This window comes from Campylobacter concisus, assembly GCF_002914195.1.
GTDB classification, from domain to species: domain Bacteria; phylum Campylobacterota; class Campylobacteria; order Campylobacterales; family Campylobacteraceae; genus Campylobacter_A; species Campylobacter_A concisus_M.
The window spans coordinates 230662-247024 of sequence record NZ_PPAU01000090.1; the positions used below are offsets into that span (position 1 = coordinate 230662).

Consider the following 16363-nt stretch of genomic DNA (forward strand, 5'->3'; position numbering starts at 1 on the left):
GATGAAAAAAGTAGTTTTTTTTCTCTTTTTTAGCATTTGTTCTTTTATAAATTTACACGCTTTAGAGTGCAGTGATCTTTCCAAAAAAGAGAGCTTTAAAACTACTCCAAACGATCTTGCTTATGCGAATGAGGGGCTATTTTACTGTGATGGTTCGCTTTTAAATTTAAAAGAGGTGAAAGAGCTTTTTGATGCGAGCGTGGCTGTAAGAAGTGAGTCTCAAAGCTGCGTTGGTGATAGAGTTTATAAAGAAAATTTAAACAAGCTTAGATGGCTTTTGCTAAAAGCGTCATTTGCGCCTGAATTTTACGCAAAAGAGCTTGCAGAGCCAGAGGTTGCTGAGAGTAAAAAAGACGCTAGAATGGAGTATCTTAGATACTGGGCAAACGAGAGCTTGTTTAATTTTTTAAAATATAAAAAATTTATCGAAGCTTACAAAAATGCTCAAACTCCGCTTGTAAAATTTTATGAAAGCCTGGGACTTGATACTGCAAGTGCAGCCTACTATGCAACCAGCGTAGTAAATGAGTTTTTGACATTTAGTGTTGGCAAAAATATAAATAAAGCTAAAATTTTAACACCTGAGCAAAATATAATGGCTCAAAGGATAAATTCCGATGAGTTGGCAAAATTACTTTACTCAAAAAATTTCAGTACCGCTGAGCTTACAAATTTACTTAATATCGCACTTTTAAACGAAAAAAGTAGCGACATGATAAAAGAGATCATAAGGCGTGGGGCCGATGTGAATTTGGGCGATGAGACGCCGCTATTTTTTGCTTTAAAAAATATAGAAAACGTAAAAATTTTACTTGCAAACAAAGCCGATGTAAATCACAAAAATTTTTTTGGAAAAAGTGTGCTTTTTTATGCTGTACAGTTTGATGACAGAGCGCTTTGTGAGCTTTTGCTAAAAAATGGTGCCAATGCCAACGAGAGCTACATAGATGAAAATACCAAGATGAATATGATAAATTTGGGTATGACGCAAATTGAAGATACATGCGGTCTAGAGCATACAAATAGAAGCGTTTTTATGCATGCAGCAGCTCATGCAACGCCAGAAATTTTAAAGCTTTTGATGGATAATGGTGCTGATATTAATGCCACTGATGACGCTGGATTTAATGCGCTTGACTATGCCATGAAAGAACAAAATGAAAAGACGATCAAATTTTTAGAAAATTTGGGTTTAAAGCCAAATTTCAATTAGGAAAAATCATGAAAAAGACAGCTTTTGTAACTGGTGCAACATCTGGATTTGGCGAGGCGATCGCCAGAAGACTCTCAAAAGAGGGCTACAAGATAGTCGCTCTTGCAAGGCGAGAAGATAGGCTAAAGAAGCTTGCAACAGAGCTTGGCGATACGCATATCATCGTAGCTGACATACGCGATAAAGAGGCTGTTTTTAAAGCGGTTGATAGCTTGCCTGAAAATTTTAAAGACATCGAAGTGCTTGTAAATAACGCTGGCATGGCGCTTGGACTCGAAAAGACGATAGATGCGAAGGTAGAGGACTTTGAGGCGATGATAGACACCAACGTCAAGGGTCTTATCTACTCGACAAAGGCGGTTTTGCCACTACTTTACAAGCAAGAAAAGGGCTATATCTTTAATATTGGCTCGACAGCTGGCTCATGGCCATATCCTGGAAGTAACGTTTATGGTGCCACAAAGGCCTTTGTAAAGCAGTTTAGTTTAAATTTAAGAAACGATCTAGTCGGTACAAATATCAGGGTGACAAACATTGAGCCAGGGCTTTGTAAGACTGAATTTAGCGAGGTTAGGTTTAGGGGAGATAAGGCAAAGGCAGATAGCCTTTATGAAAATACAAATTTCATCACATCTGAGGATATCGCGACGATTTTGGTAAATTGTCTAAATATGCCTGGAAGTGTCAATATAAATAGAGTCGAAGTCATGGCAAATACGCAGACTTGGGCTGGGCTTGCGATAGAAAAATTTTAAGGAGTTCTTGTGAGACAAATTTTATTATTACTTTTTTTTAGCGTTGCGCTTTTTGGTGTCGATCCAGAAGTGGCAAAGAGAAATGCTGAAATTTATGGCGTATTCACGCTTATACCGCCTGTTGTGGCAATAGCACTTGCTTTTATCACAAAAGACGTCATCTTATCGCTATTTATAGGTGTTTTTAGCGGAACGTTTCTCATAAATATCATCAATGAAAACATCTTTATGGGTATCGTAAAAGGCTTTACTGGCATCGTTTCAAGAGTCGTTGAATCAATGGCTGATAAGACTGATTCAGGAATTTTACTTCAAGTGCTTTGTATCGGTGGTGTGGTCGCACTCATTACAAAGATGGGTGGCACAAAGGCGGTTGCTCTTTGGCTTAGCAAAAAGGCAAAAAGCGGCATTTCAGCTCAAATTTCAACGTGGCTGATGGGAATTTTTGTATTTTTTGATGACTATGCAAATGCTCTAATAGTAGGTCCAATTATGAGACCAATAAGTGATAAATTTAAAATAAGTCGCGAAAAACTAGCTTTTATCATCGATGCTACTGCAGCACCGATCGCTGGTATTGCTATCATCTCGACATGGGTTGGCCTTGAGGTTTCACTCATTGAAAAGGGCTATGAGCTAGTTGGAGAGACTGGTATTAACGCTTATTCTATATTTATCGAGACAATTCCATATAGATTTTATAACCTTTTTATACTATTTTTCATAGTTTGTACCGCCTTGATGCAACGTGAATACGGACCAATGCTATTAGCTGAAAGACGTGCTAGAAGAGGCGAGCTTCACTCAGGTAAAACTCAAATCCAAGATCTTGAAGATAAAACACTTGAGCCAAAAGAGGGCGTAAAATTAAGTGCTGCAAATGCTGTTGTGCCACTTCTTGTGCTGGTCATTGGCGCATTTACTAGTTTTTACTTTAGTGGTCTTGCTGCACTTGAGGGCGATACTCTTAAAAATGCACTTGCTAATCCACTTTCATTTTCTACTTTTAAAGATACTTTTGGTGCAGCAGACTCAGCTACATCGCTATTTCAAGCAGCACTACTTGCTAGTATCGTAGCTATCACAATGGGCGTTTGGCGTAAAATTTTTGACGTAAAAGAGGCTATCAGCACATGGGTAAAAGGCTGGAAAACTATGATAATTACAGTTGTGATTTTGCTTCTTGCGTGGAGTCTTAGTGCTGTTATAAAAGAGCTTGGCACATCAAGATATTTGGTTGATTTATTAAGCTCTTCAACACCTAAATTTATATTGCCAGTGGCTGTTTTTATCCTTGGTTCGTTTATCAGCTTCTCAACTGGAACAAGCTATGGCACAATGGGTATTTTAATGCCTCTTGCTATCCCACTAGCTTATGCTGTCGGCAAAAACTACGGCCTAGAGGGCGATGCAATGCACGCTTATATGATCGTAAATATTTCAGGCGTGCTTACAGGTGCGATCTTTGGCGATCACTGCTCACCGATATCGGATACTACGATCCTTTCATCAATGGGTGCAGGATGTAATCATATCGATCACGTATCGACTCAAATGGTCTATGCGCTTAGCGTTTGTGCGGTTTGTGTGCTAGTTGGTTACTTGCCGGTTGCACTTGGTCTTAGCGTTTGGATCGCGCTTCCTTGCGGATTTTTAGCGATTTGGGCGCTAGTTAGATTTGTTGGAAAGAAAGTAGAAGCATAAATTTGGATTGCAATTATTTAAAAGAGTGCGGCTCTTGCACTCTTTTTACTCCTTATAATGAGCAAATTTTATTTAAAACTGACCTTGTAAAACAAAATTTTTCAGAGTTTTATGATGGTGAGTTTGATGTTTTTAGCTCAACACCAAAACACTACCGCACAAGAGCTGAGTTTGGTATCTGGCACGAAGGCAGCAAGCTTTGCTATACGATGTATGCAAGCGAAAAGGGCAAAAAAGTCTTTATAGATGATTGTCCAAAGGTCTGCGAGCAAATTTCAGATCTCATGCCAAGCTTGCTTTATAACTTGCAAGAGAACGAAATACTGCGCGCAAAGCTTTTTGGCGTAGAATTTATCTCTTGTAAAAGCGGTATTTTGGTCACACTTCTTTACCATAAAAGGCTTGATGGCGAGTTTGAAGCGGCTATGAAAATTCTAGCTAGCAAGCTTGACGTCACCATACTTGCTAGATCGCGTGGGCAAAAGCTACTAAGTGGTGAGCTAAATTTGATCGATGAGCTAGATGTTGGTGGTGAAATTTATAAATTTAGCCTATCTGAAAATGCCTTTATCCAGCCAAATAGAGCCGTAAATGAAAAGATGATAGCTTGGGCAAAAGAGTGCGTACAAGGCGGTGCTGACCTTCTTGAGCTCTACTGCGGACATGGAAATTTTACCATTCCGCTTTCGTTTAAATTTAAAAATGTCCTTGCCACTGAAATTTCAAAGAGCTCGATCGCAAATGCCCTTAAAAACTGCGAGCTAAATGGGGCAGAAAATATCAAATTTTTGCGTATGGACGCTGATGAGCTTATGAGTGCATTTGCTGGCGTTAGGGAATTTAATAGGCTCAAGAATATAAATTTAAGCAATTTTAACTTCTCTCACGTCCTTGTTGATCCGCCTCGTGCAGGACTAAGCGAAAGTGTCATAAATTTCATCAAAAATTTTAAAAATATCATCTATATCTCGTGCAATCCAGAGACTCTAAAAGAAAATTTAAATGAGCTTTGTAAAAGCCATAAAGTGATAAAATTTGCCATTTTTGATCAGTTTGCAAATACTCATCACATCGAGTGTGGCGTGCTACTAAGGGCAAAAGAATAATTTAAAAAAGGAAAAATAAAAATGGTTTCACTAAATAAAATTATCCAAGCAAAGATCACGATCGGTCATTTCGTAAATAAAACTCCATTTGCTCTGAGTGCAAAACTTAGTAAAAATTTGGGAGCAAGCATCTATCTAAAAGAGGAAAATTTACAACGAACCGGAGCTTATAAAATAAGAGGCGCTTACAATAAAATAGCTAGCCTAAGTGATGAGGAGAGAAGGCGTGGTGTCGTGGCTGCAAGTGCTGGCAACCACGCTCAAGGTGTAGCTATAAGCGCAAAAGAATTTGGCGTACACGCTTGCATCATTATGCCAGAATCAACCCCGCTTCTAAAGGTTGCTGGTACGAAAGACCTTGGCGCAGAGGTTATTTTAAAAGGTGATAATTTCGATGAGGCGTACGCTTTTGCGGTTAATTACGCCAAAGATAAGGGTATGACCTTTGTTCATCCATTTAACGACGAGTACGTCATGGCGGGGCAGGGCACTGTGGGGCTTGAGATGCTTGATGAGATAAGCGACCTTGATATAGTCATCGTCCCAGTTGGTGGCGGAGGATTAGCTAGTGGTGTGGCTAGTTGTATAAAGCAGGTCAATCCAAAGACAAAAGTAATCTGCGTTGGTGCAAAGGGTGCTCCAGCTATGTTTAACAGCTACGGCGCTAAAAAGAGCATAAACTCAAAATCGGTCCGCACCATAGCTGACGGTATCGCTGTGCGTGATGCGAGCGAGATCACACTGGCAAATATTGTAGAGTGCGTGGATGAGTTTGTACAAGTCGATGACGAGGAGATCGCGACTGCGATTTTGTTTTTGCTAGAGACTCAAAAGATCGTAGTTGAGGGAGCTGGCGCAGCTGGCGTGGCAGCACTTATGCATGATAAGATCAAATTTAAAAAAGGCGCAAAGATAGGCGTAGTACTAAGTGGCGGAAATATCGACGTACAGGTGCTTTCTATTATCATTGAAAAGGGTCTTATCAAGTCTCACCGCAAGATGACACTACAAATAACGCTTGTGGATAAGCCAGGAGCTCTCATGAGTCTAACTGATAGCCTAAAATCAGCAAACGCAAACATCGTGAAAATCGACTACGACCGCTTCTCTACCAAGCTTGACTACGGCGATGCAAGCATTACGATCACGCTTGAGACAAAGGGTCTTGAACATCAAGAAAAGATCAAAGAAGTTCTTACTAAAAACGGTTTTTCTTTCACTCAACTATTTTAATTTAATGGCTCGCTACTATTTAAAGTAGCGAGCATAACTTCTACTAAAACAGTATCTCAAATTTCGCATTTAGACTGTTTGACTTCACGTCTTTAGCAAAAGCACCTGTGTAAGATAGACCTAAATTTATATTTTTATAAACATTTGCTTTTACACCAAGGCTAGCTGTGCCAAGATCGCGCACCTCTTTTCCTTCAAGTTCCAAGTATCCAGCATTTGCGATATTTACGCCGATATTTGGTCTCGTATCGCCAACTAGTCTATTGTAGGCTACATCTGCTTCAAGTTTCATCTTTGTACTACCAAGGCTAAATGGCACACTAGGATTTAAGCCTAAGCTAAATATGCCTAAATTTCTAGCTTTTTCATCAACGTCCATTCTAAAAATTCCTACATTTTGGCTAGTGCTATCAGTTTTCATACGTAGATAGCTTGCGCCCACATAAGGATTTAGTGAGAAATTTGTACTGTTAAAGCTAGTTAGTGCCAAATTTGCGTAAGTAGTAAGTGCTTTTTCTTTGCTTTTTACATGCTCATTTGAGTAAAAGCTAGCTATTGTAGCACCATTTTGCGTTTTGCGTTTTGCATTTGTGTATATGAGGCCAAGGTCTAGCTTTGTGCTAGAAATTTGGCTTTTTCCGTAGATACCGATGCTTGTGCCTTTTGTTTTGTAAGCATTTTCGCCATCTTCTTTTACTTTTTCGTTGCTAGCACCAAGCACGCCACCAAGTGTGAAAACATCATTTACATTGCCGTCAAATCCAAAAAGCTGAGTAAGTGAGTTTGCTTTTACATCATCAAATTTCATAGCGTTAGCCATGGTATTTGACCAAAATTTCATGCCACTTGCATCGATTGCTTTTGCACTGAATGGATCAAATTCATGGTTGATGATTGCATTTTTGAGCAAGATGTTTTCTAGTAAAAATGCATTATGTTGAGCTAAATTTGCATTATTTGCAAATGTTTTTAGCGTATCACTTGCTTCTTTTGGAGTAGCGTAGATGAAGTGCCTATATAGGTCGCTCGTGATGACTGCTGGTCTACTTCTAAACGGCGAAGCAAGGAGTGCTGGTCTGCTAGCAGTGCTCTCTATGAGCTGTGCTACTCTTTTTTGGCCGTCGCTAGCTGCTATACTTGTTATTGTATTTTTTGATTTTTTGAGTGTTAGCTCTAGCTTGTTGTCACTATAATTTCTAGTAAGGTCAAAAAATGCGTATTTTTTTGAGATGGTGTCGTTGTAGCCACTAAAATTTCCAGTTACAGCATAAGTTTTTGCCTTTGAGCCATCATCATATAGTCTTTTCATGACATCTACATCTGGCTTACTTATATCTATGATAGAGTTCTTCTCAAAATTTAGATTTAAATTTGCTGCATTATTTGAGATGATATAACTACCACCTGTTTTTATAGTAGCTTTTACTGTGTCACTTGTACTTTTTCTAGTTACATCTTTAAAAGATAGCTTTTGAGAAAATCTATTTCTATCAATCTCCCTAACACTCATCTCTTTAACAATCTCAAGTGCACCGCCATTTTCAACTACTACTTCGCTTGATTTTAGTGATTGATTTAGCGCTGTGATCTTGCCACTTTTTATTATGGTTTTGCCAGTGTATGAGTTGGTGCCTGCTAGTTTTAGAGTGCCTAGACCTCTCTTAATAAGAGTTCCTTCATAGCCTTCGCTAGCTCTTTGTTCTCTCGCTTTTTCTCTAGCGTTACCTATATCAAGTTCAGCCCTTTGCTCAGCTGTCAAATTTGACATTTTCTCAAGCTCAGCCTTGCGATTAGCCCAAATTTTTGCCTCTGCCTCATCTTCAGTCTTTCTGTATTTTATAGCTACATCACTGATATTGTTTGAGTAAAGATCATCTGTGTCTAGACTTACATCAAATACGCCTAGTAGCTGTCCTGGTCCAAACATAGCCTTTGACATATCAAGTGCTCCCCAGCCCCAGCGCTCATCAGGTACGCCAAGTGGCGCAGTAAAACCAGAAATTCTTCTTGTATCGGCTGGCTTTTTAAACTCATCTCTAACTTGTCTTGCTGTAGTTAGTAAAACATCTCTTGCTTGAGAGTTGCTCATATATGGATATCTTTGCATGACAAGACCAAGTGCGCCAGTGACGTGTGGAGCTGCCATTGATGTACCATCCCAGCTATCGTAACCAGCTTCTCCATTTTTAGGATCAACCGTGCTTGATTTTATGCTTTTACCAGGTGCTGCGATACTCCACCATTTTGAGTGTCCTGCGGTGTTAAAGTATTGTGTATTGCCATCTGCCATTCCAGTAACATTTATCCAGTATTTTTCAGCATCTGGACGAAAATATGGAAGCATTGCTCTTGTGTATGACTCTTTCATGCCATTTCTATTTCCGGCAGTGAAGACTTGAATGATGCCGTATTTTTTGGCGACTTCATAAGCGGCATCTAAGAAATTTTTACCATTTGTGACAAATGGATAGTAGCTTTTATAGGCTGCGTCAAGGTCTTTTATGTCTAAGCTATTGCCGCCATCAAATCCAGTTGCTCCCTCATAAGCTTTATAAAATTTTCGGTTTGAACCCCAGCTATTATTTATAGCTCTTGCGCCACCTTTGGCTAGTCCCTCATAAGATGCTAAAAAGAAGTTGTAGTCTTGGTTTGGTCCATATGTCATACCGTCGGTTCCGCCAGTATTTCCTACTATAAGTTTTGAGCCAAACGCTACACCATGCATCCCTTTGCCATCTCTTGAGCCAGCAATTGTACCAGCTACGTGCGTACCGTGTGAGTCATTTACGCCAGCGATCCAGTTGCCATCAGCTTCAAATTTTTCACCTTTTTTAAAGTCGCCAAAGTCAGCTCTGTTTTTGTCAGTGCTTCCTTTTTTTAAAAAAGGAGAGTTGCCGTGCTCAGTATCTGGATATTTTTGTCCATCTTTGTAGTAGCTGCCAGAAATTTTTAGTGCGCTTATCCTACCGTCACTAAGTTCAGGGTGGCTAAGTAATGCGCCAGAGTCCATAACGCCAAGCGTTACACCTTCACCTGTCGCTCCAAGAGCATACGCGATAGCCGCATTTATACGCTTTAGTCACCAGTATGCTTCATACTCGGCGCTTTGCCAGCTACTTATGTCGCCAAATTTACCACTTTCTTGATCGTTAGCATTTAGTGAATTTGCAAACAAAAGAGCACAACAAGCTGCGCTTATCAAAATACATTTTTTGTTTAAAATGGATCTTTTCACATCTTATCCTTATGCATAAAATTTAAATGGATTGTAATATCCTTAAAATAAATCATTAATTAAAATATTAAAATTTATGATAAAAATTTACTTTAATAATCCATCTTTTACGCTATTTTTACTATAAGATATGAAAAAATGATTAAAATAGTATCACATAAATATTATTAATTACGATTTTATTTTAAAACAATTATTTAAATATAATTTTTAATAAAAGTAGAATTTCATCTCTGCTTTACAAATTTAAGCTAAAATAGCAAGCTTTAAAGGAGAAAGAATGAGCGAATATGCAAATTTGATATTAGCTATCTTACTAGCTGTTTTGGCATTTGCATTTTATAGGTCAAATAAGGCGTTAAAAAAGGTAAAAGATGATAGCGAAAATCTCTCAGTCAGCACTGAAATTTCGCAGCTAAAAAGCATCGGCGAGCTTTCAGTTTTTCAAGTATATAGCAAAGAGATCGTCACAAAAACTGATCATGCGTTTGGAAATTTTGGCAAAGAGTATCTAAGATGGCTAATAAGTGAGAAGAAGCTTTCGATGATATTTGAGTTTGAGATAAATTTCATCTACGATCTAACTAGCCCAAAGCTCGAGATCACGCAGATCGCAAACTCTAGCTACAAGATAAAAATGCCTCCTTGCAAGTATAAATTCTCAATCGCTGACATGAAATTTTACGATGAGAAAAACGGTAAATTTATACCATTCTTACTGCCTGACTCGCTAAATGGCTTTTTTGGTAGCACTTTTACAGAAGAAGATAAAAATAGGCTAATAGAAGAAGCTAGAAACGAAGTCAAAAAGATGAGCGTTCGCCTTGTCTCACAGCTTCAAAGTAAAATTCATAAATCAGCTCGCGATACGCTTGAAGCGATAGCTAAGAGCTTTGGAGCAAACAAGGTCGAGTTTGTCTTTGATGATAATGATGAGCAGATAAGCTCGCAACTAAATTTAGAAAATATTGCATAAAATTTTAAAAAGGAGAAAAAATGAGCGTAAATTCACAAGAAGTCACGCAGACACCAGGCGACAACACAGTCTTTCAAACATGGGTTTTAAAAGATGATAAAAAGGCGTGCAAAGAGGGCTTTGCTAGTCTTTGCGCCCTGGTTATAAATTTAAATAAAACTGCAAAGGTTAGATTTGGCGCGGGCGAAAATGTAAACTGCGTTCTTGGTGTGGGTCATGATGCTTGGAAAAAGCTTGAAATTTCAAAAGAGTTGCCAAAAGAGCTTGTAAATTTTAAAGCGATCAAGGGCGACAAACATGAGGCTGTTAGCACAAAAGGTGATTTGCACATTCATATCCGTGCGTTAAATGCGGCTGATTGTTTTGATATGGCACAAAGTGTAAAGGATGTGTTATATAAATTTGCTGATCTTGTAGACGAGGTGCAAGGCTTTAAATACCACGACGGCAGGGCGATCATAGGCTTTGTTGATGGCACTGAAAATCCTGATGGTGAGGATAGAGATCATTTTGCAAAAGTGGGCAACGAGGATGCTAAATTTAAGGGTGGAAGCTACGTTTTTGTGCAAAAATATTTTCATAATATGAAAGAGTGGAACGCCACAAGCGTGAGTGAGCAAGAAAAGGTTATAGGTCGCTCAAAGCAGCTTGATATCGAGATGAGCGAGGATGTAAAACCTACAAATTCGCATTCAGCTGCTGCAAATGTTGGGGACGATAAAAAGGTCGTGCGTGGCAATATGCCTTTTACTGAAGGCAGCAAAACAGGCACTTATTTCATTGCTTATGCGAGTACGTTTTCAACGGTTGAGCTTATGCTTAAAAAGATGTTTATCGGCGAGCCAAAGGGCAACTCAGATAGGCTGCTTGACTTTAGTACGCCAGTAACTGGTGCCCTATATTTTGTGCCAACAGTTGATATGTTAAGCGATTATGAGGGCTAAATTTAAATGGGTGAGGCAACTTGCCCTTTTAAATTTTAAATAAAAATGCCAGAGTGGTTTATTTACGCAGCTCTTTCAGCTGTTTTTGCTGCACTTACTGCACTCTTTGCCAAACTTGGCGTAAAGGACATCGACAGCGATTTTGCAACATTTATAAGAACGATCGTTGTCATTTTTATGCTCGTTTTGCTTCTAAGCGTGGCTAAAAAATGGCAGCCACTAAGCTCTCTAAGTCCCAAAAACTGGCTCTTTCTCATACTTAGTGGCATAGCTACTGGGTTATCTTGGCTCATGTATTTTAAAGCAATGCAAGTAGGCAATGTTTATCAAGTGGCTTTGGTTGATAAATTTAGCGTTGTGCTTGCTGTTATTTTGGCTGTCATCTTTTTTGGTGAGAGGCTAAATTACAAAGAAATTTTAGCCATTTGTCTTATTATTTCAGGCGTTGTTTTATTGATTTTCAAGTAAAAATTTATACTCTATATCTAACAAAAGAACAAAAATCAAAGCTATCTTAATTTAATGGTATTTTGTGATCTAAAATTTATTCAAAAATTTTAATTATCAAGATATCTTTATTAATTTTTAAAAAGCATTAAATAGAGGGTAAATTTAATACTAATTTTAATTCTTTTTCGATAAATTAAAGCGATTTTAACTTTTTAAAGGAGGAAAGATGAAGTCCATAACTTCAAAGATAGCGATGATTATCATCTCATTGCTAGTTATTTCGTTTGCTGCTATTTCAGCAGTCAGCTACTATACAGCGGAAAGTAAGGTAGTAGAGTTGGTCAGCCAGACCCAGGATCAGATTCTAAGTGACATCAAAGCTACTACGGATTCTTTTTTTGAAGAATATTTAGAAGTTGCTAAAAAGTATGCTTTAGATATAGCACAAACACCAAATAATGATGACTCGTACATGGAAAAAACAAAAATGCAAAAAGAAAGCGTTAGTCGTCTAGTTACTGATATTTTTTATGGTCGCGAGAGTGATGGACATTTTTTCCAGTCTGACGGCACTAGAACAACTCCAGCCGATAACTACGATCCTAGAACTAGAGGTTGGTATAAAGCAGCAAAGAGCGCAAATGGTGCTATCTATACCGAACCTTATAAAGCTGCCTTGTTTAACGCTTTAGTAATTAGTTTTGCTGCTCCAGTAAATAAAAATGGAAATTTTGATGGTGTTTTGGGGCTTGATTTAAATATGGATGCTTTAAGTAAAAAAATTCTCGAAATGGGTAAAACAAAATACGGTTACGTCTATTTAATAAATAAAGAAGGCGTAATGCTAATGCACAATGACCCAAACAATGTTGGTAAAACCGTTCCTGCTAGCAAATATATTGCTGAGGCTTTTGCAGCTAAAAAATTTGATGAAAATGGACTTATTCCTTATACAAACTATAAAGGCGAAAACGTAACAGCCAAAGTCCTTCCTATAAACGACCAAGGCTGGCTAGCCGTAGCCGCTATCGGAGCAGATACTTTTTCGTCTAATACCTTGCCTTTATTAAAAGCTCAAATAATCTTAGCCGTAGCTTTTATAGTCATACTTTCGGCTATCGTATTTACTCTTCTTAAAAAATCGCTTAGTCCTATTAGAACTATTCAAACCAAGCTTGAAGACGCATTTAAATTTATCACTTACGAAACCCCTAACGCTCCGGAAAAGCTAGTAGTAACTACGCAAGACGAATTCGGCAGAATGAGCGAATCTATTAACGAAAATATAGAAAAAGTCCTTAACGGCGTTAAAAAAGATAGCGCCTTAATAGACGAGATGAACGGTATAGCAAATCTCATGATAAAAGGACACATGGGAGCTAAGATCAATTCCGTTCCTAATAACCCGGCTTTGGTTCAGTTAAAAGATCTGCTAAATAAATTCTTTACTTCTATTTCCGAAAATTTAAAAGGCATAGCCGTAGTTTTAGCTTCTTATAACAAAAACGACTATACTCCTAGATTAGAGCTAAAACCGGAGCTTGAAAGCGACCTAAAAGATATGATAGTAGGCCTTCAAAGCGCGGGCGACGCAGTAAGCAATATGCTAAGGGAAAATTTAAAAGAAGCTCAGGTCCTAGAAGAAAAAGCTAAAATCCTAGCAGAATCTATGAGAACCCTAACCGACGGAGCCCATAAGCAAGCAGACTCCATCCAAGAAAGTGCGGCCGCTATAGAAGAGATGAGCAGTTCTATGAACGCCATTAGTCAAAAAGCTAGCGACGTAACAAGACAAAGCGAAGAGATTAAAAACATCATCGTTATTATTAGAGATATAGCCGATCAAACCAACCTACTTGCTCTAAATGCGGCTATCGAAGCGGCACGTGCTGGTGAGCATGGACGAGGCTTTGCCGTAGTCGCCGACGAGGTTAGAAAACTAGCAGAGCGAACTCAAAAATCACTTGGCGAGATCGAAGCTAACGCAAATGTTCTAGCTCAAAGCATTAACGAGATGAGTGAAAGCATCAGAGAGCAAAGCGAAGGCATAAATATGATAAATCAAAGCGTAAGTCAGATCGACAGTATTACAAAACAAAATATTAATATTGTTGGTACAACAAATGAAATTACTGACCAAATAGATGAAATGGCTAAGACGATAGTAGCCGACGTTAGAAAGAATAAATTTTAATCTTAGAGCCGAATTTAGGGGTTTGCCTCCCCTAAATTCTAATTTTATTTAGCTGATTTTAACTACCTAAAATGAAAAAATAATTCAAAATTATTATTTAATGTATACATCACTATTTTGTAATTAATATTATTTAATACTATTTAATATAAAAAAATATAATCGCATCTTAAAAATTTTTCTAAAAGGAAAGTAAATGCGATCAATTGCAAACAAAATATCTTTAATGCTAATACTGGCATTATTTATATCATTCTCGCTAATATCTCTAGCTAGCTATAACACAGCTCATGATAAAACCATTGAGCTAGTAATACAAACTCAAAAGCAAATCTTAAAAGATGTGAAAATCACATTAAATAGCTTTTTTGATAACAATCAGTATGCTATAGAGAAAATGGCTGAGACTCTTAGTAAGATAAGCGAGAAAAGTGATGGCTCGATGAATGCAGATGGTATAAATTTAGCTTTATCTCAAGCAAAAGCTATATCTGGAAAAGAGATCACTCTTGTTTACGCTGGATATGAGGATGGGGCTATGTTTAGATCAAATGGGCAAAATAAAGCTGGATATGATCCAAGAGTTAGAGGATGGTATAAACAAGCTAAAGCCGAGAATAAGCCAATATATACTGATCCATATATGGCAGCTTCATTAAATGCGATGGTTATAACCTTTGCTGCACCTATTAAAAATATTGGAGTTACTGGTATAGATGCATCTATTGAGGAGTTGAGCAATAATATATCGCAAATCAGTAAGACTGAATACAGCTATGCTTTTGTTACAGATCAAAATGGCAACGTTATAATGCACCCAAATAAAGAATTAGTCGGCAAACCTCACGAGATCGCTAAAAGCCTAATAAAACAATATAATGAAAAGAAATTTGATGAAAATGGATTAATAGCATATAAAAATACAAAAGGCGAAGATGTCTATGCCTATATGCTAGAGATAAATGATAAAGGCTGGCTAGCAATAACAGCAATGGATCAAAATATCTTTAGCTCGCATACTTTACCTATTTTAAAAGTTCAGATTATTTTAGCCATTATATTTATAGCTATTTTATCTTTGATCGTATATTTCTTGCTAAAAAGATCGCTTAATCCTATTAAAACTATTACAGATGCTTTGGTTAGTTTCTTTAGATTTTTAAATTTTGAGATAAAAGAGCCAGTTGTTTCAAAGGTAGCAACAAAAGATGAATTTGGTGTAATGAGCAAACTAATAAATGATAATATTGCTAAAATTTTTGACAATGCCGATCAAGACTCTAGAGTGGTATCTCAATCTGTTGAAACTGCAAAGGCGATAGAAAATGGAAATCTAAAAGCAAGGATAGTAGATGTTCCAGCCAATCCAAAACTAATTGAATTAAAAGATGTCTTAAATAAAATGCTAGATGTTTTGGAAAAAAGAGTCGGTAGCGATTTAAATATGATCCAAAAAACTTTTAATGATTTTAGAAATTCTGATTTTACTTCAAGAATTTTGGATGCCAAAGGCAATGTCGAACTAGTAACAAATGAGCTTGGCGAAGAGATAGCTAATATGCTTGCGTTTAACTTAAAACAAGCACAATTCTTAGAAGAAAAAGCCAAAAATTTAGATGCATCAATGAAGCAAGTAACTCAAGGTGCTAGCACACAGGCAAATTCTCTCCAAGAAAGTGCTGCTGCGATCGAACAAATGAGTAGCTCAATGAGCGCAATTAGTCAAAAGACTGTAGATGTTATAAAACAATCTGAAGAGATTAAAAATATCATCGTTATTATTAGAGATATTGCAGATCAAACTAACTTACTTGCCCTAAACGCTGCTATCGAGGCAGCACGTGCTGGTGAGCATGGACGAGGTTTTGCTGTAGTTGCGGATGAAGTTAGAAAACTAGCAGAGCGAACTCAAAAATCACTTGGCGAGATCGAAACTAACGCAAATATACTTACTCAAAGTATCAATGAGATGAGTGAAAGCATCAGAGAGCAAAGCGAAGGCATAAATATGATAAATCAAAGTGTAAGCCAGATTGATAGCATTACAAAGCAAAATGTTGATATCGTGAGTTCAACAAATGAAATCACCGCCCAAATCGATGAAATGGCTAAGACAATAGTAGCTGATGTTAAAAAGAATAAATTTTAACCTTGCGGCTTGATATTTAAAATTTCATTAATATTTCATCCTCAAAATCTGAGGATGAAAATAACCCCCTTTTATCTCTAATCTTAAAATTATTTTTTGTTTTATAAATATAATAAAATTTTTAAAAATAATCTAATATTTATAGCTTTATAGTGATATTACTAGTTAAATTTTTATAGATTATGTTTGCTGTAATGTAATGAAAATTATTAGAATTTATCCTTGCAATTATTGCTATTTAAGTAAGGAAATAAAATTTTTTAATAATACTTTATGTTACTTTTTTACTCAAGTGTTTAAAAACAATTTTACTTTGATTTCTTTAGCTTTTTTGATAACCACTCTAAAATTTTTAAATTTTATTAAATAGTATTTTCTTTTAAAATCGTACTTTGTGAGAAAAT

At 37.1% G+C, this 16363-nt stretch carries 12 protein-coding genes and 2 pseudogenes; 12 read left to right on the plus strand and 2 right to left on the minus strand.

Going from position 1 to position 16363, the window contains the following annotated elements; translation table 11 throughout:
- Window position 1 precedes the first annotated feature (1 nt).
- The 5 genes from CYP28_RS03375 to ilvA are packed head-to-tail and all read left to right on the plus strand — an operon-like array spanning window position 2 to window position 6011.
- Entirely contained in the window at window positions 2–1213 is a 1212-nt protein-coding gene (locus CYP28_RS03375; RefSeq protein WP_103593082.1) for an ankyrin repeat domain-containing protein, read from the plus strand.
- An 8-nt stretch (window positions 1214–1221) separates the two neighbouring features.
- Window positions 1222–1968 carry an SDR family NAD(P)-dependent oxidoreductase gene (locus CYP28_RS03380; RefSeq protein WP_103593083.1) on the plus strand — a complete coding sequence of 249 codons (747 nt, stop codon included), beginning with the start codon at window positions 1222–1224 and terminating at the stop codon, window positions 1966–1968.
- A 9-nt stretch (window positions 1969–1977) separates the two neighbouring features.
- Entirely contained in the window at window positions 1978–3672 is a 1695-nt protein-coding gene (locus tag CYP28_RS03385) for a Na+/H+ antiporter NhaC family protein (RefSeq protein WP_103593084.1), read from the plus strand.
- 2 nt (window positions 3673–3674) lie between these two features.
- The gene (trmA, locus tag CYP28_RS03390) at window positions 3675–4778 is read left to right on the plus strand and encodes a tRNA (uridine(54)-C5)-methyltransferase TrmA (protein ID WP_103593085.1); all 1104 of its coding nucleotides are present in this window, start codon (window positions 3675–3677) and stop codon (window positions 4776–4778) included.
- Between the two features lie 21 nt (window positions 4779–4799).
- On the plus strand, window positions 4800–6011 hold the full coding sequence (gene ilvA, locus CYP28_RS03395) for a threonine ammonia-lyase (protein ID WP_103593086.1): 1212 nt from the start codon (window positions 4800–4802) through the stop codon (window positions 6009–6011).
- A gap of 43 nt (window positions 6012–6054) precedes the next feature.
- Here the strand turns inward: ilvA and CYP28_RS03400 are convergent, their stop codons facing one another.
- Both CYP28_RS03400 and CYP28_RS10305 read right to left on the minus strand, forming a co-directional pair.
- On the minus strand, window positions 6055–9081 hold the full coding sequence (locus tag CYP28_RS03400; RefSeq protein ID WP_343219158.1) for a S8 family serine peptidase: 3027 nt from the start codon (window positions 9079–9081) through the stop codon (window positions 6055–6057).
- A 9-nt stretch (window positions 9082–9090) separates the two neighbouring features.
- Window positions 9091–9246, minus strand: a complete 156-nt coding sequence (locus CYP28_RS10305; protein ID WP_180997963.1) for a hypothetical protein — start codon at window positions 9244–9246, stop codon at window positions 9091–9093.
- Window positions 9247–9526: 280 nt separating this feature from the next.
- Between CYP28_RS10305 and CYP28_RS03405 the strand changes: the two genes are divergently transcribed.
- From CYP28_RS03405 to CYP28_RS10885, 7 genes and pseudogenes are all read left to right on the plus strand, one after another.
- A complete protein-coding gene (locus CYP28_RS03405; RefSeq protein WP_103593088.1) occupies window positions 9527–10222 on the plus strand; it encodes a DUF4230 domain-containing protein in 696 nt (231 codons plus the stop codon).
- 20 nt (window positions 10223–10242) lie between these two features.
- Window positions 10243–11166 (plus strand): Dyp-type peroxidase, encoded by a 924-nt coding sequence (locus tag CYP28_RS03410; RefSeq protein WP_103593089.1) that lies wholly within the window; start codon window positions 10243–10245, stop codon window positions 11164–11166.
- Between the two features lie 45 nt (window positions 11167–11211).
- A complete protein-coding gene (locus CYP28_RS03415) occupies window positions 11212–11634 on the plus strand; it encodes an EamA family transporter (protein ID WP_103593090.1) in 423 nt (140 codons plus the stop codon).
- A gap of 235 nt (window positions 11635–11869) precedes the next feature.
- A pseudogene (locus CYP28_RS10870) lies at window positions 11870–12574 on the plus strand (cache domain-containing protein); the annotation flags it as partial.
- Between the two features lie 795 nt (window positions 12575–13369).
- Window positions 13370–13810: a methyl-accepting chemotaxis protein gene (locus CYP28_RS10875; RefSeq protein WP_374188056.1), complete on the plus strand. Its 441-nt coding sequence runs from the start codon at window positions 13370–13372 to the stop codon at window positions 13808–13810.
- Between the two features lie 226 nt (window positions 13811–14036).
- Window positions 14037–14777 (plus strand): annotated as a pseudogene (locus CYP28_RS10880) (cache domain-containing protein); the annotation flags it as partial.
- A 657-nt stretch (window positions 14778–15434) separates the two neighbouring features.
- Complete coding sequence (locus CYP28_RS10885) at window positions 15435–15959, plus strand: methyl-accepting chemotaxis protein (protein ID WP_159070040.1); 525 nt, start codon at window positions 15435–15437, stop codon at window positions 15957–15959.
- Window positions 15960–16363 lie beyond the last annotated feature (404 nt).

What these genes read in the sequence shown, in the direction of transcription:
- CYP28_RS03375 (WP_103593082.1), top strand. Translation starts at nt 2, where the DNA reads ATGAAAAAAGTAGTTTTTTTTCTCTTTTTTAGCATTTGTTCTTTTATA.
- CYP28_RS03380 (WP_103593083.1), top strand. Translation starts at nt 1,222, where the DNA reads ATGAAAAAGACAGCTTTTGTAACTGGTGCAACATCTGGATTTGGCGAG.
- ilvA (WP_103593086.1), top strand. Translation starts at nt 4,800, where the DNA reads ATGGTTTCACTAAATAAAATTATCCAAGCAAAGATCACGATCGGTCAT.
- CYP28_RS03405 (WP_103593088.1), top strand. Translation starts at nt 9,527, where the DNA reads ATGAGCGAATATGCAAATTTGATATTAGCTATCTTACTAGCTGTTTTG.
- CYP28_RS03410 (WP_103593089.1), top strand. Translation starts at nt 10,243, where the DNA reads ATGAGCGTAAATTCACAAGAAGTCACGCAGACACCAGGCGACAACACA.
- CYP28_RS03415 (WP_103593090.1), top strand. Translation starts at nt 11,212, where the DNA reads ATGCCAGAGTGGTTTATTTACGCAGCTCTTTCAGCTGTTTTTGCTGCA.
- CYP28_RS10875 (WP_374188056.1), top strand. Translation starts at nt 13,370, where the DNA reads ATGAACGCCATTAGTCAAAAAGCTAGCGACGTAACAAGACAAAGCGAA.
- CYP28_RS10885 (WP_159070040.1), top strand. Translation starts at nt 15,435, where the DNA reads ATGAAGCAAGTAACTCAAGGTGCTAGCACACAGGCAAATTCTCTCCAA.